We start from the raw sequence: 21,144 nt of genomic DNA, 5'->3' as shown, positions 1-21,144 counted from the left end.
TGCCGCCGGTACCTGCAGCCCCGATGGTCATACATGCGAGCGCCCAGCCCCCCCGGGGGCGTTCCGCTCTGATGGCAGGGCTGCTGAGCGCCGGGTTGCTGCTTCCCGCCGGCCCGGCGCGGGCCCAGCTGCAGCTGGAGATCGAACCGGCTCCGCTGCAACCAGCACCCGTCCAACCGGCCCCGGCCCAGCCTGTAGCCACACCACGTTCAAGTCCCCGGCCGGCCCCGGCCCGCCCGTCAGCCCCCACGCCAGCCACGGCGCCCGCACCGGCGGGGGGGATGGGCTGGCAGGAGGTGGAGCAGAAGCCTCCGGTGCAGGAGGACGCCTACATCCTGGGAGCCGGTGACGGGCTCAACCTGCGCTTCCTGGCCGCCTCGGACCTGAGCGGCCCGATCGACATCCTCAATGACGGCACCGCCTCGCTGCCGCTGGTCGGCAACGTGGAGCTGGTGGGGCTCACCCTGTCGCAGGCCAGCCTCTGGCTGGAGATGCTCTACCGCCAGCACCTGCAGCGCCCCAGCCTGCAGCTGAGCGTGACGCGGCCGCGGCCGCTGCGGGTGGCGCTGGTGGGGGAGGTGAAGCGGCCGGGGCTGTACACGCTCACCACCTCGGAGGCCTCCAACACCCAGGTGGGCGTGGCGATCACCGGCCTGCCGACCCTGGTGGACGCGATCCAGAAGGCCGGCGGCGTCACCCCCACCGCCAATCTGCGCTCAGTGTCGCTGCAGCGCCGCATGCCGGGCACCACACCCCGCTTCAAGCGGGCGCGGGTGGATCTGCTGGCGCTGGTGCGCGACGGCGACCAGGGCCAGAACCCGCTGCTGTTCGACGGCGACACGATCAAGGTGCAGCGGGTGGAGGAGGAGTCGGTGGAGACCGCCGTGGAGGTGGCCGCCACCACCCTGGCGCCCACCGACATCCGCGTGAACGTGGCGGGTGAGGTGAAATCGCCGGGCAACCTGAGCCTTCCCGCCAACACCTCGTTGACGAAGGCGATCCTGGCGGCGGGCGGCATCCAGGACTGGCGGGCCAACAAGAAGAACGTGGAGCTGGTGCGGATCAACCGCAACGGCAGCGCCATGCGCCGCACCTTCAGGCTCGACTACGGCGAGGATGTCTCCGCCGACAAGAACCCCCCCCTGGTGGACGGCGATACGGTGATCGTGGGCCGCAGCCGCTATGCGGTGAGCAGTGATGCGATCCGGGCGGTGAGCGATCCGCTCAGCGGCCTGGTGAACGTGCTCACCCTGTTCCGGCTGCTCGACAGCAGCAACTGATCCGGAGGCGAGCGGCGATGGTGTTCCGGTTGAGCTGGGTGCTGAAGCAGGAGCTGGCCCTGGGGCGGGCGCCGCAGCGGCCGCGCCATCTCGACCTGCTCGAGAACGCCGGGCTGCAGGGGGTGCTGAGCCTCTGCGCGCGGGAGGAAGCCCCCCCACCACCGCAGCTGGAGGAGCGCTTCCGCTGCCGGCGGCTGGTGCTGCCCGACAGCCACAGCGGCCGGGCCCCGGAGCCCGGCGAGCTGCAGGCCGCTGTGACGGCACTGGAGGCGCTGCTGCGGGAGGGCCCGGTGTACCTGCACTGCCAGGCGGGCCTGGAGCGCTCGCCGCTGGTGGCGATGGCCTGGCTGATGCGGCACCGCCGGTTGGATCTGCAGGCGGCGCTGGAGTACCTGCGGGAGGTGCACCCGGCCAGCCGCCCCCAGGCCGAGCAGCTGGCGGCCCTGCGGGCCTGGCATGCCGGCGCCCTGGCCGCCTGAAACTCCTGGGCCACCAACGCGGTCAAAGCGCCAAATGAGCTCCCATCCACGCCATTCCCCCTCAGCGATAGGCCGAGTCGTGATCGGGATGGAGCGACAGAAGTCGCAGCCATGAGCCATCGCGCCAGGCCACGGCGCGACAGCTGCGGCTGATCCTCAAGGAATAGAGCCGTTCACCGCCAGGTCCCTGGCGGCTTTGGATCAGCTCCCAGCGCAGCCCCTTGCTGTTTTGAAGTTGCTCCCAGTTCATGGCCTGAAGCAGGCGCAGGGTCTTGAGCACAGCCCAGGCCTCCTGTTTCGCCAAGCCGAGAAGGTTGGCTTGAAACTCTGGATTGTTGAGGTCGAGCCGAATCACCACCGGCTGCCGTGAGGATCGCGGCGGAGGTGCTGCTCAAGGGCATCGAGGTCAGCTTCCTCCGGCGGCCGGGCCATGGCCGTCACCGCCCGATCGAGCCGCGCCGCAGCCTCCGGATGATGCAGCCAAAGCTCAGAGTCGGGAATGGTCTGGGCTGTTTTGATCACCCAGACCCCGGGCTCGGTGTTGTCGATGAGCACGGTTCGACCGGCGAACTCCTTGCCCAGCGAGATCTGCCCACTGGCACCAACGCGCTTGACGGTTTTCATGCTTGCAGCGGTTTCATGCCGTCATGCTACGAGTTGAAACTCCAGCTTTGTCGCATCTGGTCTTTGCAACCCCGACATTCCGGTGCGGGTCAGGAGGGGTTGTCCGTGATCCGCGGCAACGGTCGCAATCCGCGTGAACGTGGCGGGTGAGGTGAAGGCGCCGGGCAACCTGAGCCTGCCGGCCAACACCTCGCTGACGAAGGCGATCCTGGCGGCGGGCGGCATCCAGGACTGGCGGGCCAACAAGAAGAACGTGGAGCTGGTGCGGATCAACCGCAACGGCAGCGCCATGCGCCGCACCTTCAGGCTCGACTACGGCGAGGATGTCTCCGCCGACAAGAATCCCCCCCTGGTGGACGGCGATACGGTGATCGTGGGGCGCAGCCGCTATGCGGTGAGCAGCGATGCGATCCGGGCGGTGAGCGATCCGCTCAGTGGGCTGGTGAACGTGCTCACCCTGTTCCGGCTGCTCGACAGCAGCAACTGATCCGGAGGCGAGCGGCGATGGTGTTCCGGTTGAGCTGGGTGCTGAAGCAGGAGCTGTGCTGCAGGGTGTGCTGAGCCTCTGCTCACGGGAGGAAGCTCCCCCCCCCGCCGCAGCTGGAGGAGCGTTTCCGCTGCCGGCCGCTGTGGTGGCGCTGGAGGCGCTGCTGCGGGAAGGGCCGGTGTACCTGCATTGCCAGGCGGGCCTGGAGCGCTCGCCGCTGGTGGCGATGGCCTGGCTGATGCAGCAGCGGCGGCTGGACCTGCAGGCCGCGCTGGAATACCTGCGGGAGGTGCATCCAGCCAGCCGTCCCCAGGCGGAGCAGCTGGCGGCCCTGCGGGCCTGGCAGGCCGGTGCCCTGGCCGCCTGAAATTCCTGGGCGTCAAACGCGGACAATTCGTCGGAATGCTGATTGAATGAGCCTGGAACGAGACGTTGGAGCCCAGCTCGCGTCCGCCCAGCCATGACGCCCTAGGTGTGGCTAGCGAGCCCCTGCGAACGCCCGAAATCAGTAAGCCGTGTGGAGAGGCTTCCCCCTGAGCCGCCAGGAGCGCCAGCCCCACCAGGCCCGGGACGGCCTCCGGCCCTAGGATGATGTCACTGACATCTCCGCAACTTCGCGGTGTTCCCATGGTTCAGGTCACGGCTCGGCTGCCCGATGCCCTTGGTGCTGAGCTCGATGCGGCGGCCCAGCAGCTCAACCGCTGCCGTGCCGACATCATTCGCCAGGCGATCGAGTATTACCTCGATGACATCGAGGATCTGCGCTGCGGCGTGGCAACCCTGAAGGACCCGGCCGACCCCGTTCTCGACTGGGCTGAGGTGCGCGATGCGCTGCTCGCTGCGGATTAAGCGTTCTGCAGCAAAAGCGCTGGCTGCACTGCCCAAGGCTGATCGCGTGCGGGTGGTTGAGGCGATCGACCTGCTCTGCGACACCCCTGCCGCGGGCTCTGCCCTCAAGGGTGAATTCGAAGGCCTGCGGCGCTTGCGTGTGGGCCACTACCGCGTGGTCTACGAATGGCAGCGCAGCGAACTGGTGATCCTGGTGGTGCGCATCGGCCATCGCCGCGAGGTCTATCGCTGAGATGTTGCTGCCGCCGCCGCATGACCGTTTTTCGGGCTGCAGGCACACCCGATCTGGTGTCTGCAGGCTGAGAATCCGTCAGCCTGTCGGAGGACCTTCTCTTGCGGCGAGCAGATTTCATTCAACGGGCCTGCCACCTGGCGTCCGGGCGCCCAGGCCGGCGCTGCTTGGGCAGCTGCTGGTGCTGGAGTGACGCCATGACCGACCCCACCGACGACCCCAGTCACGACCCCGTCTATGTGACCCGCCCGCACCTGCCGCCGCTGGCGGAGGTGACGAAGCTGCTGAGGCAGGGCGATCTCTCGATCCTCAGCTTCCATGCCACCAAGGTGTTCACCACCTTCGAAGGCGGGGGGATCGTGAGCCCCGACGCCAAGACCAAGAAGCGGATCGTCCGGCTCAAGAACTTCGGCTTCGTGGATGAGCTCACGGTGGCCGCCTACGGCATCAACGCCAAGATCAGCGAACTGCACGCGGCGGTGGGGCTGGCCCAGCTGCCGGTGATCGAGGCGGCGATCGCCGAGCGCCGGGCGGTGGCCGAGGCGCTACTTCCACCCGCTGATTCCGGAGTTTCAGTACTCCCGCTTCAATGCCAGCGCCGATCCGGCCCGCTATCCGGTGGCGGCCCGGGTGGCGCGGCAGGTGCTCTGCCTGCCGATCTATCCCGTCCTGGCCATGGCCGATGTGGAACGCATCTGCGGCGCCATCCATGGGGCCTTTGACCGATGACCTCATCCCCAGACCACCCGCCTGAGCCCCAGGCGGAACCGCCGCTCAGCACTGGTTTCAGTGCTGCAATCTCATGGCTGCTGAGCCAGCCGGCTTCGCCGAGGCCACGCAGCAAGGCCGCCATCGACGCTGAGCTCGCGGCAGAGTGCGACTGCTGATCGCCTGATGCAGCGCAACCTCCGGCACCCACGAGCCCCCCTCTGCGCATGCACCGAACGGTCTGGCTACCCCAGCTCGCCCGCACCCTGGGGGTGCAGCTGAGCCAGGAGCCGGCCTCGCGGCTGATCCGGCGCACGGCGCTGGATCAGTGGAAGCTGCTGCTGCTGGCCACGGCCTGCAACCTGGGCCGGGCGGTGCTGGAGGCGGCCAGCCTGGCCACGGTGTTCCTGGCGGTGGATCTGCTCGGCCAGGGCAGCGGCGGCCAGGTGAACTGGCAGACCAAGCCGTTGATCTCGGGGCTGCCGGCGCTGGTGGCCTGGCTGGAGGGCCTGGCGCCCACGCGGCTGTTCGTGGGGCTTATCCTGCTAGCGGTGGCCCTGAAGCTGGTCCAGGCGCTGCTGCAGTTTCTCAACAGCGTGAGCGTGGGCTGGTTCACGGCCCGTTGCAACCACCGCATCCGCGGCCTGATCCACAGCCGCATCACCGCCCTGAGCTTCGCCTGCGCCAGCGGCTACCGGGTGGGTGACCTCACCGAGCAGGCCGGTGCTGCCCCTGGCACGGTGCAAACCGAAATTCAGGCCACGAACAATCTGTTCAGCCAGGTGGTGATGGGTCTCACCTACCTGGCGGTGCTGATCAGCCTCTCCCCCTGGCTGCTGCTGGCTGCCGCCCTCATCGCCCTGGTGGTGGTGCTGCTGCAGAAGCAACTGTTGCCGCGCATCCGTCGCACGGCCGACCGGCTCACGGCGGTGAGCGTGGTGATCAGCAGCCGGCTTACCGAAACCATCCAGGGGCTGCGGCTGCTGCACAGCCTCGGCTGGCTGGAGGCGGCCGATGCCAACTTTCAGGATCAGCTGGGAGAGCAGGAGGCGGCCCAGCACCGCCAGGCGCTGTTGCTGGCGGTGCTCGCGCCGATCAGTGAGCTGCTGCCCCTGCTGGCCATCGCCGTGATCGCCATCGTGAGCGTGCTGGCTTTCGGCACCCGCGCCTCAGGAGTGCTGCCCAGCCTTGTGGTGTTCGTGCTGGCGCTGCAGCGGCTGAACATGGCCCTGAGCGGCATCGCCGGCTCCTACACGAGCCTCAGCGCCAATGCGGCGAACCTGGAGCGGCTCAATGACTTCCTGAGATCCGAGGACAAGCAGTTCCGCCGACTGGGCGGCGTGCCGTTTGCGGGGCTGCGGCACGGCATCCGCCTCGAGGGTGTGGGCCTGCGCTACGGATCCGATCGGCCCTGGGTGCTGCGCGGCATCGATCTGGAGATCCACCGGGGTCGCACGGTGGCGCTGGTGGGGGCCAGCGGGGCAGGCAAGAGCTCGATCGCCGATCTGCTGGCTGGCCTCTATGAGCCCACGGAGGGCCGGATCCTGATCGATGGTGTGGATCTGCGTGAGCTGGATCTGGCCAGCTGGCAGCGGCGGCTGGGTGTGGTGAGCCAGGACACGTTTCTGTTCAATGCCACCCTGGCCGAGAACATCGGCTTCGGTTGCCTGGGTGCCAACCGGAAGGCGATCGCGGCCGCGGCAGCGCGCGCTCAGGCGGCTGGCTTCATCGAGGAGCTGCCCGAGGGCTACGACACCCTGATCGGTGAGCGGGGCTACCGGCTCAGCGGCGGCCAGCGGCAGCGGATCTCGTTGGCGCGGGCGTTTCTGCGGGATCCGGAGCTGCTGATCCTGGATGAGGCCACCAGCGCTCTGGATTCGGCCAGTGAGCGGCTGGTGCAGCAGGCAATCGAGGCGTTCGAACGGGAGCACACGGTGCTGGTGATCGCCCACCGGCTGAGCACGATCGTGAAGGCCGATCAGATCCTCGTGCTGGATCGCGGCCAGGTGCTGGAGCGCGGCATCCATGCCGAACTGTTCGCCCGGGGGGGGGGCTATGCCCGAGCCTGGGCCCAGCAGGCTGAGACTGGGGGGCAAGAGACTCGACGAGAGTTTAAGTGACTATGGCACCTGTTGATTTAATCCAATCCCCTTACTCCTTTTCGTTCTAAACTTGCTTCAAGTGAATGGCTTCTGCGAGAGTGTGCAGGAGTCTTCCCCGGTGACCTTGGAACTTGAAAACGCAAAGCCTGGACAAAGCCAATGCTTAGACAAGTGGTTTTTCGGTTGCTAGAGTCTCGTGGATATCATATAATTCATGAAAGCGTGTTGGATCAGTGGGCGAAGCGTCGATATCCTGAGATTTCAAGCGTAAAGCATTTAAAACTGCTTCTTGAGGAAGAAGAGGTGGATATTCGCGTCGACAACAGATTTATGTCTATATATTCTCAATGCGAGCGCTTCACGATGACCTCCATCGAGCGCATGTATTCGATTTACAAAAGCATTGAATACCTTGTGGCGGCGGATGTTATCGGATCGATAGTGGAATGTGGGGTTTGGCGTGGCGGGAGCATAATGCAAGCAATCTATACATTGCTTGAGCTTGGTGTATGCGACCGAGAAATTTATCTGTATGACACTTTTGCTGGCTTGCCTATGCCATCGAAGCATGACGTAGACTACGCAGGTGAGGGCGCTTTGCCTAGGTGGAAAGACAATATTGGACAGGGCCACAATAAGTGGTGTTACGCTCCGCTAGAGGAAGTTAGGGAGAATGTTCTTGGAACTGGATATCCTGAGAATAAGATACATTTCGTCAAGGGCAATGTGGAGGAAACCCTGCCAAGGGTTCTTCCGGGGGCGATCTCTCTGCTTCGACTTGATACTGACTTTTATTTATCAACAAAGCAGGAATTGCTATATCTCTATCCCTTGCTTGCGCAATGCGGAGTGCTAATTGTGGATGATTATGGCCATTGGCAAGGCCAGAAAAAGGCTGTTGATGAGTTTTTTATGGGGCAGCCGATATTGTTCAATCGTATTGATCACGCAGCAAGGTTGCTCATTAAGAGATAGTAAAATGCTCAATCTGTTCAAATACCTTTATCGCAGCTTGTATTGGGGTGCTGAGCCGCTGAACTCGGACTCCTACCCACCCAAAGATGTATATTATAATGTTAATGGTGGTGATAATAACAAGAGAGCGCTTGTCCTTTGGGTGGCTGAACCGTTTTCTCCAGGCTTTCTGCATTCCAATCTAGCTCGACATAGCAATCTCCGACGTGCTTGCATTCTTGTTGATATTCTTGGCAGCCTTGGCTTTTCTGTTGATGTAACAGACTGGATGAATCCAGCTCCGCCTCAGTCGAAGGAATATCAAGTCATAATTGGCCAAGGAATTGCCTTCGAAAGAGTATGTCAAGCATCCAAGCTAGGCGTCACGAAGATTTTTCTGGCTACTGGCGCAGACAATTCCCAAGCAATCAGGGGAGAACGTAGAAGGCTGAGATCCTTTGGGTTGAGGACAGGAATTGTGGGCAAACTTAGATATAGGCGACGCACTGACAAAGGCCCTTGCTGTGCTGACTTTATTTTTGTGAATGGTAATGAGTGGGTCTCAAGCACGTATCGCACAAAGACAAGGGCACCTCTTTCCCTTATCGCAAACTGTGATGTATTCAATGCGCCCAAGATCTATTCTTTGCCTCTACAGAACAGAGATTCAAGAGAGTTTCTTTGGTTTGCAAGCTTTGGTGCCATACATAGAGGATTGGATCTGTTGATAGAGATCTTTTCCGACAGGCCAGACTTGACATTGCATGTTGTTGGGGGTATAGAGCATGAGCAGGAATTCTGGCTTGCATACACTGATATTCTCTGTCGTTGTACAAATATCAAGTTTTATGGTTTTTTGGACATCTCTGGTAAAGTGTTCAGTGGAATTCTGGCCAAGTCTTCAGCGCATTTATTCCTTAGCGCATCCGATGGCAGCCCAGGTGCTGTTGTCACGACTATGCAGGCAGGTCTGATTCCCATCGTCACCAGAGAGAGCGGCATTGACGTTTCCGTAGATGGAATAGTCTTGAAGAATGTATGGAAAGGGACGATTCTTCAGGCTGTTAATGCGGTTTCTAATATGACACCCTCTGAATTGAGAACGAGGGGTGATCGTATTGCTGAGTATGCATTGAAGAGTTTCAATGAGCAGAGGTTTGAGGAGACCGTCAGAGGCGCGCTCGTCAAGGCGCTTGTATAGATGATTACTTGTTTGGATGATTAGGGGTTGTAGTCGGGTCGCTTTGCTTTGGGCGTGTCGATGTATAAAGGATCTCGCCTATGAATTATCGAAGTAGTCAATGCCAGTGTCGCCTAGGCCAACCCACATTGTTGTTGTTACTCCTTCCTTCAATCAGGCCGCCTATATCGGCTTGACGATGGCCTCGGTCACAGCCCAGCGCTACCCCCATCTGCAGTACATAGTTGTCGACGGCGGCAGCACCGACGATTCGCTTGAGGTGATCAAGCGCCACATCGAAGGCCTTGACCGTTGGGTGAGCGAACCCGATCGGGGCCAGGCGCACGCGCTGAACAACGGTTTCGCCTGGGCTCGCGGTGATGTCGTCGGCTGGATCAACTCCGATGATCTGCTCGCCGAGGGCGCGCTCTCGGTGATAGGTGCGTTCTTCGACGCGAATCCCGACGCCATCTGGTGCACCGGGGCCTGCGAGCTCATCGATGCAGAGGGAATGCCCCTCGACGTGCTGGCTGTCGATGCGGGGCTGACGTTTGCGAAGTAGGAGGCTGTAGACACGACTGGCTAAAATTAACTGTTCCCAAAGGGAATGGCATCAATGATCTAGATGCTTGGCGCTTTAGGTAAGCTTCGTCCATTGCGGAGAGGATGCTAGTGATAATGAGACACTTGCCGCATATAGATGACGCTCAAGCTCTGGTTCTTGCAGAACGTCTGTGTGCAGAGCTGGTAGATCCCTTTGGTATTTGATAGGAGATCTCTTTGGGTTTCAGTAAGGCCTAAACCTAAAGATATCACTGCCGAGTTTGCCCAAGTCAATGAATCTATATCCAAAGGTATTTCCTGGCTCCTTTGGGTCATTTGTCTTGTCGATCAGCCTTGAGGCTTGTATTTGGTGTAATGAATAAAACCTCTCTATCCTTCCCGCATACTCAACTAATTCCTAGCGAGCTCCCGCCATTTTGTTTGAGGTAGGATTTTTTCAAGATTATCTAATGAGATTCTTGGGATGCCGGCAAAACCGCGCTTGATCCTGCACATTGGAACTGAAAAGACAGGATCAACCTCCATTCAGCAGTTTCTGGCTCAAAACAGGGACATCCTTGCTGAATATAATGTCTTCACTCCAAGATCGCTTGACTCAGGCGGGGGTAATCATGCTTGGCTGCCAGTCCTCGCGGATCCTAAGGCCTTTGATGAGTTCTTATGTCGTATGCGGGTTTCAGATGTAAAGAAACGCCTTGCAAGCATTCGCAATGCATTTATCTCGGAGATCAATCGATGCTCCTCTAGTCAATCCTCTTGGATAATCTCGTCCGAGTTCTTGCAGTCAAGGCTTGGGAGTAAAGAGTCTCTGCTTTTCCTGCGCAGCATTTTAGGGGATTTATTTGACGAAATTACCATACTTCTGTATATACGACGACCGATTGAGACTGCTGTAAGCCTCTGGTCGACCAGCTTGGTTAGTGGGTTTTATGTGCCCCGTCTTCCATCTCCCAGCCATCCATACTGGAATAATGCTTGCAATCACGCTCGTACAATTCGGCTTTGGCGAGAGTATTTTCCTGAGGCTCGTTTTATAATTCGTCTTTTTCAGAAAGAGGACTTTGTTAGTGGCGATTTGATTTCTGACTTCAAAGCCCAAATTGGGCTGCCTGATGATGCACTGACCAAGGATCCTGAGCGTCAGAATGAATCCCTCTCGCGTTTTGGAATGCTGTGTTTATGCTATTTCAATAGGAAGTTTCCAAGGCTGGTATCGGGTTTTCGAAGCCCCATTCATTACGGGTTCTGGCGGTTTATCCGTCAACATACATCTGGGCTTCCAGGTTATATCCCCGAGCCACAAGAATATTTAGACTATGACAGCTCTTTTGCCGAGTCTGATGCATGGGTGTTGCATAATATATTTCCCGACAGAGAATTCCTTTGGCCTGTAACTGCCGAGACGGCGCCTGAGGCCAGTGATCAACCCTTTTCTTTGTCTAACTCAGAGGCTCTTCTCCTTGATATGGTATTGGAGTTATGGTGCCTGAGCAAGGCTCCAAGGCCTTGGAGTGACAAAGTATTGCACTATCCTAGGCGTATTATGGGCTTCATTCGCAGAAGTGTCTTGCATGCCCTCAAAGCATGATGCGGGAAAGCCATTTTCTCGATAGCTGATGGCAGCTTTCTGTCGTTCTATTTACTGCGGCTTCTGTTCATGTTTATGCCAATGCCGCTTCGTGTGTGCAGTTTTACGCTATGATTTGGCCTTTGCCGGTTGGATCCCTTGTTAGTCGCTACATATGATTCCGAGGCTGGGCCTCCCTGTCGTGTCTCTTCTCTGCTGGAATGTCTCAGCAGGTTTATGGGCTTCTTGAGTTGCCTTCGTGACCAAGCAGGCTGCAGAGAGTTGAGGCATGCTCGATGCCCAATGCTCCATCCTGAGTGTTGAACTCCAACGTGATGACTTGGCGCGTGAGGCCAAGAGGTACGAGGAGTGCAACTGAGGTGTCGACGCGAAGCAAGCCGGTGTCACTTTGGCAAACCCAAATATCCATCGTCACCCCTTCCTTCAATCAGGCTGCCTATCTTGGCTTGACTCTGGAATCAGTGGCCAGGCAGCGCTACCCCCATCTGCAGTACATCGTTGTCGACGGCGGCAGCACCGACGATTCGCTTGAGGTGATCAAGCGCCACAGCGAAGGCCTTGACCGTTGGGTGAGCGAACCCGATCGGGGCCAGGCGCACGCGCTGAACAAGGGTTTCGCCTGGGCTCGCGGTGATGTCGTCGGCTGGATCAACTCCGATGATCTGCTCGCCGAGGGCGCGCTCTCGGTGGTAGGTGCGTTCTTCGACGCGAATCCCGACTCCATCTGGTGCACCGGGGCCTGCGAGCTCATCGATGCAGAGGGCATGCCCCTCGACGTGCTGGCTGTCGATCCGGGACTGCCGCCTGCGCAGTGGTTGCTGCACATGCAGCATCGTCGCGCTGCGATCCTGCAGCCTTCCACGTTCTGGCGGCGTGCGGCGGGTGAGGCCGTGGGGCCACTGCGTGAGGATCTGCACTGCGCCTTCGATTTCGAGTTTTTCTACCGGCTCCGCGAGCGCTTCGGCCCGCCGGCGCAGCTCGATGTCGTGCTGTCGAAGTTCCGCCTGCACGATGCGAGCAAGACGGTGGCCACCCACGAGATGTTTCTGCTGGAGATGCTCGAGATCGTGCGCGAAAAGGTTCGGGCGTTGCCCGTGGCTGAGCGTGCGATCGTTTACGAATGGCTGCAGCAGCAGCGCACGCGCGAGTGCTTTTTGCGCCAGCAGATCGCCCTCAGGCACAACAGGCACCTTCAGCATTGGCAGTGGCGAGCCAGGGGCTGGGCGCATCGCCTTCTGGGTTGAGAATGCCCAGGATGAAGAATGCCCTGGTTCTGTACCCATCGGCGTCCACGGCCTGCGGCATCGGCACCTGGGTGGAGGCGCTTTCGGGTTCGCTCGGCGAGCGCGGCTGGGCCGTGAGGGTGGGCCTGGCCTGGGGCCGCCGCTACCACGTCCCGTCCAGGGTCGAGGCCTTTCGGCCGGGCCTGCGCACGCTGCGCATGGATGCCCGATCCGGCACCGAAGAGGCGCGGATACAGGCCATCGCACGCACGATCGAGCGGGTGCGGCCTGATGTGGTGGTGTTGACGGTGCTCGACTCGGCTTTTGAGGCGGTGCGGCGCCTCCGCCATGCCGGCACCAGCGTGCGGCTGGTAGCGGTCAATCACGGCAATCTTCCCGAGCAGGCCGCCTGCCTGCAGGCGAATGCGCATGTGATCGACACCGTGGTGTGCGTGAGCCGGCTCAGCCACACCGCGATGCGTTCGGTGCCTGGTGCATTTCCTGCTGCTCGTTTGCTGCACGTTCCCAACGCCGTTGCCACAGCGCCTTCCGCGCCCCGGCGTGGCCGCGGGCCGCTGGTGGTGGGTTATGCCGGACGTCTTGCCAGCGAGAAGCGCGCCGAAGACATCGCCCCGTTCTTTCGTGAGCTGCACAGACTCGTGCCGGAGGCTCGCCTCTGGGTGGCGGGTGCCGGCGATGTGGCTCCCGCCATTGCCGCGCTGGCATCGGAGTTCCCGGCCCATGTGCGCTATCTCGGTGAGCTGAACGCTGCTGCCCTGCGCACCGAGTTTTTCCCGCGGGTCGACGTGCTCACTCATTTCTCGGCGGCAGAGGCCTGGGGCTACTCCATCGCGGAGGCCATGAGCCACGGCGCCGTGCCGGTGACCTCCGACTTCCTCGGCCGCTCCATCGATGGCCTTGCGCTGGATCAGATCAATGCACTGGTCTTTCCGGTCGGTGATCGGCGCCGTGCTGCAGAACATGTGCAACGGCTGGCCGCCGAGCCGGCTCTGCTCAGTTGCCTGTCGGAGGCGGCGGCGGCGCACATCCGGCAGAGCTTCTCGATGGAGGCTTTTGGCCGCCACTGGGCGCGCGCGCTGGAGGGCTGCCTGAGCTTGCCGCCATTGCCGCAGCCGGTGCGGCCTCGCAGCCTTGATGCTCGCGGCCCGCTGGGCCTGCGCCGCCCCTGGTGGGAGCCTGTCCGCCGGACCCTGGGCCGGCAGGTGGCTCATGGCAGCCCGGGGGAGGAGTGGCCCCACTTCAGCTGTCGCGACACCGCGTTGGTAGCCGCGTATGCCGCGGCGATGGAGAGGGCACGCTGATGGTGACGGGGGAACAGCGATCAGTGATGTTCGTGGCCCCCAGCGCCTACCAGCTCAGCGGCCTGGCAACCTGGCTCGACTACCTGGAGCCCGGGCTGGCGGGTCTCGGTTGGAAGGTGTCCGTAGGCCTGGTGCAGGGCCCGCGCCATCACCTGCCGCACAGCTACCTCGAAAGGCACCCGCACAGCCGCTGGCGGGCCATCGAATGCGCCACGGGCACCCCGGAAGGGCGGGCCCGTGCCATTGAGCGGGCCGTGGCCGTTGTGCAACCAGACGTCGTGGCCAGCGTCAACATTCCCGACGCCATCGTGGGCACGGCGCGGGCACGCCGTCGGATGGCGGTGCACCCGAAGATCGCCATGACGCTGCACGGCATCCAGCCGGATCTCTACGCCGATGTCCAGCGCTACGCAGCATGGATCGATCGCGCGCTGTGCACCAATCGGTTGGCATGTCGCCTGGTGCGGCAACGCGCGGGAATCCTGGAAGACCGCATCGGCTACGCGCCCTGTGGCGTCGAACTGGGCGAACCCCGTCGGGCGCCGCATGAGGCTGGCAAGCTCCGCATCGCGTTTGTAGGGAGGCTCGAGCAGGATCAGAAGCGGGTGGGTGATCTGCCCGAGATCGCGCGCCAACTCGGCGAATTGTGCGTTCCATTCGAACTGCTGATTGCGGGCAGTGGCCCTGAGGAGCAGGGGCTGCGGCAGGCGCTGAAGCCCGCTGTTGATGCCGGCCGGGCCCGTTTCCTGGGCTTCCTCACGCCACAGCAGCTGGAGGCCCAGGTTCTCAGTCAGGTCGATGTCCTGCTGCTCACCTCGGCTTGGGAGACAGGGCCGCAGGTGATCTGGGAAGCGATGGCCAACGGCGTTGCCGTGGTGTCGTCGCGCTACGTGGGCTCAGGGCTGGAGGGGGGGCTGGTCCACGAGGGCAACACGCTGCTGTTTGCACCGGGTGACTGTGCGGCCGCGGCTGCCCAGCTGCGGCGGGTATGGACTCACCAGGCGCTGCGTCAACAGCTGGTCGAGGCCGGTCAGGCCCTTGTGCAGACGCGGTACAGCATTCCCGTATCGGTGGCCCACTGGAGCCGCGAACTCCAGGCGACCTGTGAATCCGAGGCACTTCCAGCTGCCCCACCAGTGCCTGTGGGTGGCGCGAGCAGCAGGCTCGACAGGTTGCTGGGCTCGTTGATGGCCGAAACCGTGCGCGAATGGATGGGCAAGAAGGGCCCGGATGGAGGCCCTGGCGGCGAATGGCCCCATGCCCACTCCAGCCTGGCCTGCGACGACCCCCAATTCTGGGCGGAGGCCGCTGCGCTCGATGCGCCGAACCAGGGGGCTGCGCCGTCATGAGCCGCGGCAGCATGGCCGAGTGGCTGTGCACGGTGGCGCTTCTGCGCTACCCGGAGGTGCGGCGATTCCTGGGTGAACGGCGGTTGGAGTGGTTGCGTCTGGACGAGATACGCCGCCTCCATCCCACCGCCAAGCTGGCTGACGATGTCAAGCTGCTGGCCTATGCCGAGGGCAGGCTGGCCCTGGGCAAACGGGCCGCGGTGGGAAGCGGCACTGTGCTCGCCTTCGGCGATGACGCCAACGGCTACGGCTGCATCCGCATCGGCGCCGCCACCTGGCTGGGCGAGTACAACAACCTGCGCGCCTGCGGCGATGGTCACATCGTGATCGGATCCGACTGCCTGATTTCCCAGTTCTGCACGCTGGTGGGCTCCAACCACGCTGTGGATCGCGGCCGGATGATCCGCGATCAAGGCCCCGACCGCACCCGGCTCGGCGTGACCCTCGGCAACGACGTGTGGCTGGGTGCCGGTGTCACGGTGATGCCCGGCGTCACCATCGCCGACGGGGCGGTGATCGGGGCCGGTGCCGTGGTCTTGAGGGATGTGCCGGCCTTTGAGATCCATGGCGGTGTGCCCGCCCGCAAGATCGGGGAGCGCAGCTGAGATGGCGTCTGTCACCCTTCGTCAGAAGCTGGGCTGCTGGCTGCACGAGCGCTGGCGGCTCGAGCTGGCGCTGCGCTCACCCAGCGAAGCATGGCTCGACCTGCGCAACCGCCACGAACGCCTGACGGCAACCGATTCAGGCAGGGCCCGCGTGTGCAAGTGGCGCGACACCTCGCCGCTCACGGTGTGCCGCTTCTTTCCCCGCACGGGTGCGCGGCTGCTGAGGTGTTGCCTGCAGCGATGGCCCGTCACCTTTGCCGCTCCCCCCGGGGAGCGGGGACAGGCTGAGCCGCAGCTGAGCGTGATCATCGCCTTCCGTGGCAAGGCGCGCCTGCCGCAGCTGCGATGCTGCCTTGCCAGCCTGTGGGGTCAGACAGGGGTGCGGCTGGAGATCATCGTGGTTGAGCAGAGCTGGATCCCGGTGCTGACTCCCGAAGACCTGCCCGGTGTGCGTCTGTTGCACGCACCCTCCACCTCCCCCGAGATGCCGTTCAACAAGTCGTGGGCGCTGAACGTGGGTGCACGCCAGGCGTGTTCGCAATCCCTCGTTTTCCACGATGCCGACATGGTGGCTCCCTCCAGCTACGGGAAGGCCACCCTGGATCTGTTTGCCCGCGGCTTCAGCGGTGCGCTCGTCCCACGCTTCGTCTTCTACCTCGACCGCGAGACGTCGAGACAGGTGCAGCAAACGTATGCGCTCGCCTGCGTCAAATCCATCGACGACGTTCGCGCCAACTGCCGTGGGGTGACACTGGTGATGACCCGCGACGCCTATTGGGAGATCGGTGGGCATGACGAATCGTTCTATGGGTGGGGCGGTGAGGATGACGAGATCCTGGAGCGTGCCCAGACCCTGCGCTTCTATCCCGGCGCGTTCGTGCCCTTTGTGCATTTATGGCATGAATCGCAGCCGGAGAAGCACAGTGGCTTGATCGAGCGCCAACAATTCACCGACCGAAGGTTCGCCATTCCGGTGAACGAGCGAATTGCGCAGCTTCGAGCGCTGAAGGCGGGTGCTATTGATGGGTCGGGTTATGAAGTCGGTAACGCGCGGTGAGTATGCGAGCTCCTGTGCAAATCTCGTAACGCTGCTACGGCATGCCATGCAAGCCTGAAACTCAAACTGTAGTTATTTAGATTGTATTTGACTTCATTTTCCGTCCAGGCGAGCCAGGCCAAGAGTTAAAACTTTATCCATCTTGGCTCTTTTGTTCTAATCGACATCACTGATTGGAAATTCTTTGGTTTGCTTGTGTGGAAGAAAATGACTCAGTTAGTTGGGAGGCTAATCGGCCGCGCAAGCCAAAGCAAGATGCTTCAGCTATGTGCTCAACCGTCTGTCGGGTAGTTTAGTTCTCAAAGGATTCGTCAGCACCCTAGGAAATTCAATTCTCTATTCGCACATGGGTGGCCCTGCTAATCCGCTTTTATTGGCACTCTCTTGGTTTGCTGCCCGGCGAGAGTTTGGTTGCCTGCCGGGAATTCGCTGAGGCCAGTGGCCGTCCAGCGATGGGGCCTTCTGCGAATAACTTTGGGGCTATTTGTGGAAGCAGAGTGTATTCCTGATTAGACGCATCGCCTGTGATGAGTATTTCTTGGCTTGTATTGGTCGTATCTATCATGGCCAAGCTGATGTAGTGTGTTTAGGCGCCCCATCGCATGAATTTAGGATTACTATCTGCGCAAGTTAATAGGCTCTGCAGGCGTAATATGTCAACCATGTGTGTATATGTGAAGTAACGCCAATCGGGTCGAAAAATTATTGCGCTGACATGGCTATCGTGACTTATGTCTGTTAGGAAGCTGCATGCTCAGTAGCGGACACAAAAGCAAACTATCTGCTTGTCCACCAACCTCATCGTTTGTTCCGAAGTAGAAACTAATGAAATTCATCTATATTGTTGGCTTAGAGCATAGTGGAACCACGCTGACAAATCATTTGCTAAGTGCTCATCCTAAAGTTCTGGGCCTCGGAGAGGTATCCCAGTTCTTCTCCCCAGGGCACATGAATAACTACGTTGCACAATGGGGTGGCTATCAGGGCGCTACTCTCTGCTCATGCCTAGAGGACTGGAATCAATGTGAATTCTGGCGCAACATGATTGATTTGTGTGGGCTAAACTCAAATATCCCTCTGGTTAGTAAGTACAAAAGCTTGGTGACTTATGTGCGTGCAACCCAAGGTGAAGATGCGATTATAGTAGACTCTTCGAAAGTTGTTGCAACATTGCAAATGTTGTCTGAAAACTTTTCGGAGATATTCATGCCCCATGATGTTCTTCGAGTCATTTTTTCTATTAAGGATGTTCGCAGCTTCTCTGCGTCTATGGTGAGCAGGCCCCGCGGAAAGCGCTCACTTATTTCTGTTTGGCGTGCCTTCAACTATTGGCTTGGTGCTAATAAGATCATCCTCCGTTATCTAGTATCTGGCCGAGTCGATTTTCGCTTTAGCCTTTATGAAAGCTTATGTTTTAGCCCCAGTGACTTCCTGAATGAGCAATTGTCAGCGCTCGGCTTAAGGCAGGAAGAAGGAGAGCTAAGTATCAGCAGGAGCTCATCTCATATCGCGATGGGGAACAAAAACTTCCTGATGAGAAATAGAGCAAGAATTAGATATGACTCGAGGTGGCTTTGTGACGACTTGATAAATCTAGTCTATTTGGCTCACTTTAGGGCTCGCGCATTCAACAGCTATATACACTCTTCTATGAGCTTGGCCAATTCTCGGGCTTAGACTTGGGCTTCATCGAAGCTGCGCTATTGACGCTCGAGTATCAGCTTTAAGCCGCCAGTAAGTGAATTTCTTTAAGTTCTGACCGCGTTTCTCGGGGCCTACCTTAATGAAAGCTCATCGCGCTTTGAGGCGTGGCTTGGTTTCAGTTATTATTCCTGTATTTAACAGAGCAGGGTTGCTGGATCAAGCTGTTCTTTCAGTTCTGAGGCAGTTCTACCGCCCGATTGAAATCATCATTGTTGATGACGGGTCTACCGACGGCACTGCTGCTTTCGTGGCGTCGTTGGTTAAGTCGCATCCCTCGGAGATACGAGCCCTACGAATCAGCAACAGCGGTCCCGGCTTTGCTCGTGAGGCTGGAAGACGCTTGGCTATTGGTGAGTTCATCCAGTACCTCGATAGTGATGACCTGTTGCTGCCCGACAAGTTTGCTGTCCAGGTGGCAGCGCTGCGTGCAAATCCTGAGTGCGGCATCGCCTACGGCATCACCCGCTTGGTGGATGAGTTCGGCGCTGTGCTGCGCGAGCCGTACAAGTGGACTGCGCAGCAGCACGAGAGGCTGTTCCCCGCGTTGTTGGTCGACCGTTGGTGGAATACGCATACGCCGCTGTTTCGTCGCGAGGTGTGCGATGCCGTGGGGCCCTGGAGTGACATGCGGATGTGTGAAGACTGGGAGTACGAGGCAAGAGTCGCGGCCCTTGGCGTGAGGCTGGTCCGCTGCCCGCAAACGCTGTCCGAGCACCGCCAGCACTCACAGGCCCGGCTCACTGGGGGGGGCGACCCTCTTGAGCATTGCCGCGACGTGGCACGCCTGATCAGCAGCTTGTATGCGTCAGCCAAGCAAGCTGGCGTCCCCACCGAGTGTGCCGAGATGAAGCACTTCTCACGCTGGGCCTTTCTTGAGGCACGCCGGGCCGGTGCAGCCGGACTCCCTGACGAGAGCCGGCAGTGTCTGAACGTCGCACGGAGGGCGGCGGGTGCCCGATCCGCTCTGCAGATGCAGATCTACCAGTTGGCTGCGGGCTTGTTGGGATGGAAACGCGCAGGCCTGCTGGCGATGCATGCAGAGAGTTTGCGTCGCTCTGCGCCATCCGGCAAAGGTCTACCCCTGGCTTGGCTCGACGTCCCATGACCCCAAGCCCGGAGATCTCCGTTGTGATGGGTGTGCACAACGGCGCGGCTCACCTGGAAGCGACGCTGCGCAGCATCCTCGATCAGCAGGGTGCGGATCTGGAGTTCGTCGTCGTTGACGATGGCTCCACCGATGGCACCGCAGCGATCCTTGCCTTTCACGCACAGGCGGATGCGCGCCTGCGTGTGATCACTCAGCCCAACCAGGGGCTGACGCGTGCCCTGATCCGCGGCTGCCACGAGGCCCGCGGAGCGTTCATCGCCCGGCAGGATGCCGGCGACGTGTCGGAGCCTGGTCGCCTCCGAGAGCAACTGGCTCTGATGCGGCGCTACCCGCAGGCCGTGTTCTGTTCCTGCTGGGCTCGCATGGTGGCCAAGGGCGGCGAACTGCTCTACGAGGCCAGGGGCTCGGGTCTGTCGACCGAGCCGCGCTGGGTGCTGGAGCCGGCAGCCCGGCACGGCATCCTCGATGGTCCGAGCGTGCACCCCACGGTGATGATGCGCCGCGCCGCCTACGAGCAGGCGGGTGGCTATCGCGCCGCCTTACGCGTGGGGCAGGACTGGGACCTGTGGTACCGACTGGCAGCCCTCGGCGCCTTCGTGATGTTGCCACAGCCGCTCTACACGTATCGCTTTGACGAGGGAGGCATCTCAGCGACGCGTGCCGAAGAGCAGGCTGCCTATGCACGCCTCTCGCTGCAGGCGATGCGGCTGCGTGCGAGGGGCGAATCGGATGAGCCTGTGCTCCAGCAGGCCGCCGCGATGCCGCCGACGCAACGCCAGGTGACCGCCAGCCGCGCACGCGCCCGGATGAACTATTTCGTGGCCAGCAACCTGATCCGCAACCGTGATTCCAGGGCCTTGCGGTACATCTGGGCCTCGCTGCGTGACGATCCGCTGGCGCCCCGGGTGTGGATGCGTGGGCTGCAGGCCGCCTTCCTGAAGCTGCGGAGCCAGGGCGCTGCTTCGGGGTCCGTGGTGTGAGGGTCCTGATGATGGCCGACGTGCTTCCGGAGCCGGACTCGGGCGCTGCCGGCACCGAGTGGCAGACGGCCCGGGCGCTGGAGCGTGCGGGCGTCGACGTGTGCACGGTCTGGGCCAGCGACATGCGGCGGCGGTTGCGCCACGGCAACCTGCACTACCTGCTCGAGCTGCCGCTCACCTACCGCACAGCCCTGCGGGCCCACCTTCGCCAGGGCAGGTTCGACGTGGTGCACGTCAACCAGCCCCACGGTTACCTGGCGGCGCAGGACCTTCGCGCGCGCGCCCCCGCTGCGGTCTTCGTGCACCGGTCGCACGGATTCGAAGGCCGTGTGGAGGAGGACCTGGCGCCGTGGAAGCGGCTCCATGCTGTGCCGCGCCCGGCACCGGTGCGCGTCGCCCATGGGCTGATGCGAGCCGCCCTCTCGCGCAGCAACCGCATGATCGCCCGCCATGCCCATGGCCACATCGTGAGCGCTTCGCAGTGTGCGGCCTACCTCACATGCCACCACGGCGTTGCCGCTGAGCGCATCGCCGTGATCCCCCAGGCCGCCCCGCGGGCCTTCCAGGAAGCCTGCCCCGAGCCGATGGATATCGGCCGCCGCCTGAAGCTGCTCTACGTGGGCCAGTTCGCGTTCATCAAGGCGCCGTTCTTCGTGGCGCAGGTGGCCCAGCAGGTGCTGCAGGCGCGGCCCCAGGCCAGCTTCACCTGGGTCTGTGAGGGGCGTAACCATGCTGCCGCGCGTGGGCTG

Annotated in this window: 23 protein-coding genes and 1 pseudogene; 22 read left to right on the top strand and 2 right to left on the bottom strand. The window is 61.4% G+C overall.

The window, feature by feature from the left end; all coding sequences use genetic code 11:
* The first annotated feature begins 23 nt into the window (after positions 1–23).
* A complete protein-coding gene (locus ACLD7X_RS10965) occupies positions 24–1,280 on the top strand; it encodes an SLBB domain-containing protein (RefSeq protein ID WP_411423671.1) in 1,257 nt (418 codons plus the stop codon).
* Between the two features lie 17 nt (positions 1,281–1,297).
* Complete coding sequence (locus ACLD7X_RS10960; RefSeq protein ID WP_411423670.1) at positions 1,298–1,759, top strand: protein-tyrosine phosphatase family protein; 462 nt, start codon at positions 1,298–1,300, stop codon at positions 1,757–1,759.
* A 61-nt stretch (positions 1,760–1,820) separates the two neighbouring features.
* Here the strand turns inward: ACLD7X_RS10960 and ACLD7X_RS10955 are convergent, their stop codons facing one another.
* Both ACLD7X_RS10955 and ACLD7X_RS10950 read right to left on the bottom strand, forming a co-directional pair.
* Positions 1,821–2,063: a hypothetical protein gene (locus tag ACLD7X_RS10955; protein ID WP_412007281.1), complete on the bottom strand. Its 243-nt coding sequence runs from the start codon at positions 2,061–2,063 to the stop codon at positions 1,821–1,823.
* A 47-nt stretch (positions 2,064–2,110) separates the two neighbouring features.
* Positions 2,111–2,383 (bottom strand): hypothetical protein, encoded by a 273-nt coding sequence (locus ACLD7X_RS10950; protein ID WP_412007282.1) that lies wholly within the window; start codon positions 2,381–2,383, stop codon positions 2,111–2,113.
* A gap of 133 nt (positions 2,384–2,516) precedes the next feature.
* Here ACLD7X_RS10950 and ACLD7X_RS10945 point away from each other — a divergent pair, with 133 nt between their 5' ends.
* From ACLD7X_RS10945 to ACLD7X_RS10850, 20 genes and pseudogenes are all read left to right on the top strand, one after another.
* Positions 2,517–2,870, top strand: a complete 354-nt coding sequence (locus ACLD7X_RS10945) for an SLBB domain-containing protein (protein ID WP_411423667.1) — start codon at positions 2,517–2,519, stop codon at positions 2,868–2,870.
* 55 nt (positions 2,871–2,925) lie between these two features.
* Positions 2,926–3,237: a dual specificity protein phosphatase family protein gene (locus tag ACLD7X_RS10940; protein ID WP_411423666.1), complete on the top strand. Its 312-nt coding sequence runs from the start codon at positions 2,926–2,928 to the stop codon at positions 3,235–3,237.
* Between the two features lie 260 nt (positions 3,238–3,497).
* Entirely contained in the window at positions 3,498–3,719 is a 222-nt protein-coding gene (locus ACLD7X_RS10935) for a ribbon-helix-helix protein, CopG family (RefSeq protein ID WP_411423665.1), read from the top strand.
* Between the two features lie 46 nt (positions 3,720–3,765).
* Positions 3,766–3,951 (top strand): type II toxin-antitoxin system RelE family toxin, encoded by a 186-nt coding sequence (locus tag ACLD7X_RS10930; protein ID WP_412007283.1) that lies wholly within the window; start codon positions 3,766–3,768, stop codon positions 3,949–3,951.
* Between the two features lie 197 nt (positions 3,952–4,148).
* Positions 4,149–4,487: pseudogene (locus tag ACLD7X_RS10925) on the top strand (DegT/DnrJ/EryC1/StrS family aminotransferase); the annotation flags it as partial.
* Positions 4,488–4,509: 22 nt separating this feature from the next.
* Positions 4,510–4,680 carry a DegT/DnrJ/EryC1/StrS family aminotransferase gene (locus ACLD7X_RS10920; RefSeq protein WP_411423677.1) on the top strand — a complete coding sequence of 57 codons (171 nt, stop codon included), beginning with the start codon at positions 4,510–4,512 and terminating at the stop codon, positions 4,678–4,680.
* Positions 4,681–4,886: 206 nt separating this feature from the next.
* The gene (locus tag ACLD7X_RS10915; protein WP_411423662.1) at positions 4,887–6,779 is read left to right on the top strand and encodes an ABC transporter ATP-binding protein; all 1,893 of its coding nucleotides are present in this window, start codon (positions 4,887–4,889) and stop codon (positions 6,777–6,779) included.
* Between the two features lie 153 nt (positions 6,780–6,932).
* Complete coding sequence (locus ACLD7X_RS10910) at positions 6,933–7,736, top strand: TylF/MycF/NovP-related O-methyltransferase (RefSeq protein WP_412007284.1); 804 nt, start codon at positions 6,933–6,935, stop codon at positions 7,734–7,736.
* A 4-nt stretch (positions 7,737–7,740) separates the two neighbouring features.
* Entirely contained in the window at positions 7,741–8,916 is a 1,176-nt protein-coding gene (locus ACLD7X_RS10905) for a glycosyltransferase (protein WP_412007285.1), read from the top strand.
* A gap of 100 nt (positions 8,917–9,016) precedes the next feature.
* The gene (locus ACLD7X_RS10900) at positions 9,017–9,457 is read left to right on the top strand and encodes a glycosyltransferase (protein WP_411423659.1); all 441 of its coding nucleotides are present in this window, start codon (positions 9,017–9,019) and stop codon (positions 9,455–9,457) included.
* 465 nt (positions 9,458–9,922) lie between these two features.
* Positions 9,923–11,047, top strand: a complete 1,125-nt coding sequence (locus ACLD7X_RS10895; protein WP_411423658.1) for a hypothetical protein — start codon at positions 9,923–9,925, stop codon at positions 11,045–11,047.
* Between the two features lie 314 nt (positions 11,048–11,361).
* On the top strand, positions 11,362–12,291 hold the full coding sequence (locus ACLD7X_RS10890; protein WP_411423676.1) for a glycosyltransferase family 2 protein: 930 nt from the start codon (positions 11,362–11,364) through the stop codon (positions 12,289–12,291).
* A gap of 11 nt (positions 12,292–12,302) precedes the next feature.
* On the top strand, positions 12,303–13,592 hold the full coding sequence (locus ACLD7X_RS10885; protein ID WP_411423657.1) for a glycosyltransferase family 4 protein: 1,290 nt from the start codon (positions 12,303–12,305) through the stop codon (positions 13,590–13,592).
* Positions 13,593–13,618: 26 nt separating this feature from the next.
* Positions 13,619–14,941: a glycosyltransferase family 4 protein gene (locus tag ACLD7X_RS10880; protein WP_411423656.1), complete on the top strand. Its 1,323-nt coding sequence runs from the start codon at positions 13,619–13,621 to the stop codon at positions 14,939–14,941.
* Positions 14,938–15,546 carry an acyltransferase gene (locus ACLD7X_RS10875; RefSeq protein ID WP_411423655.1) on the top strand — a complete coding sequence of 203 codons (609 nt, stop codon included), beginning with the start codon at positions 14,938–14,940 and terminating at the stop codon, positions 15,544–15,546. The genes ACLD7X_RS10880 and ACLD7X_RS10875 overlap by 4 nt, the downstream gene beginning before the upstream one ends.
* Before the next feature lies 1 nt (position 15,547).
* The gene (locus ACLD7X_RS10870; RefSeq protein WP_411423654.1) at positions 15,548–16,603 is read left to right on the top strand and encodes a glycosyltransferase family 2 protein; all 1,056 of its coding nucleotides are present in this window, start codon (positions 15,548–15,550) and stop codon (positions 16,601–16,603) included.
* Between the two features lie 825 nt (positions 16,604–17,428).
* Positions 17,429–18,280, top strand: a complete 852-nt coding sequence (locus tag ACLD7X_RS10865; protein ID WP_411423653.1) for a hypothetical protein — start codon at positions 17,429–17,431, stop codon at positions 18,278–18,280.
* 136 nt (positions 18,281–18,416) lie between these two features.
* Positions 18,417–19,412, top strand: coding sequence for a glycosyltransferase family 2 protein (locus ACLD7X_RS10860; protein WP_411423652.1), 996 nt, complete (start codon positions 18,417–18,419; stop codon positions 19,410–19,412).
* The gene (locus tag ACLD7X_RS10855) at positions 19,409–20,395 is read left to right on the top strand and encodes a glycosyltransferase family 2 protein (RefSeq protein ID WP_411423651.1); all 987 of its coding nucleotides are present in this window, start codon (positions 19,409–19,411) and stop codon (positions 20,393–20,395) included. The genes ACLD7X_RS10860 and ACLD7X_RS10855 overlap by 4 nt, the downstream gene beginning before the upstream one ends.
* A gap of 20 nt (positions 20,396–20,415) precedes the next feature.
* Positions 20,416–21,144, top strand: a 729-nt coding sequence (locus ACLD7X_RS10850) for a glycosyltransferase (RefSeq protein WP_425625179.1), incomplete at its 3' end; no start/stop codon positions are given.

The organism is Aphanothece microscopica RSMan92, from assembly GCF_046613545.2.
Lineage (GTDB): Bacteria > Cyanobacteriota > Cyanobacteriia > PCC-6307 > Cyanobiaceae > NIES-981.
Note: the sequence above shows the minus strand (reverse complement) of the source record. Positions and strands in the feature narration are given on the sequence as shown.